This window comes from Alloscardovia theropitheci (assembly GCF_004332295.1).
GTDB lineage: Bacteria > Actinomycetota > Actinomycetes > Actinomycetales > Bifidobacteriaceae > Alloscardovia > Alloscardovia theropitheci.
Genome location: NZ_RXLP01000020.1, coordinates 1 through 715, shown reverse-complemented (window position 1 = coordinate 715; position 715 = coordinate 1). Strand labels below are relative to the sequence as shown.

General features: G+C 47.0%; 1 pseudogene. It reads left to right on the top strand.

The window, feature by feature from the left end:
* Positions 1 to 715, top strand: a pseudogene (locus tag EJ419_RS08335) (hypothetical protein); the annotation flags it as partial.

The window sequence follows — 715 nt, the reverse complement described above, 5'->3', positions numbered from 1 at the left end:
TATGAGTGAGCATAAGTCGGCGTCGTTTGAGGTGTATGGGCATTCGTTGGGGTCGATGAATGCGCAGTATGCGATTGCGAATGTGAGGGAACCGTCTCGTATTCGTGGTGCTTTTATGTATGAAGGGCCAAATATTTATTCCACGTTGAATAAGCAGCAGCGTGAAACGGTTGCCAGGCTTAATAGTAGAGCTCATGATTATGTGGATAGTAAAGATAGCATAGCGTTGGGGTTTAGTGATTTCTTGGGTAGTGTGGGTCTGGTTCATAACGTGTGTTCCAAGGATACTCATGATGTGACTAAGCAGCATATGTGGGGTGGCTATCAGTGGAATAAAGATGGTAGCCTCATTGAGGGTAAGCCTGATGTGGGTGAGATGAAGCGGGTGATTGACTCGTATCGGCGTGTACGGTGTGCGTCGGGTATGACGCCTGTGAAGCAGTTTATGCTGGATTATATTCAAGCTGAGTATATGATGAGTGCTTTAGTCTCTGATACTTGTGACATGCAGAGGGCTATTGAGCGTGAGTATGAGCATATGCGTGCGTGTGTGGAGCGTGAGATTCGTTCCGCTCTAGCTATGATGCATACGCAGTTGTATGCTTTGTCGGACGAGGAGATCGAGTCGGCTATTTATCAGGCTGGTGTCAGTGAAAGTCAAGTATGGGATCGTTGTGATCAGGATACGAACGGTGATAGGAATACGGCTCAGTAT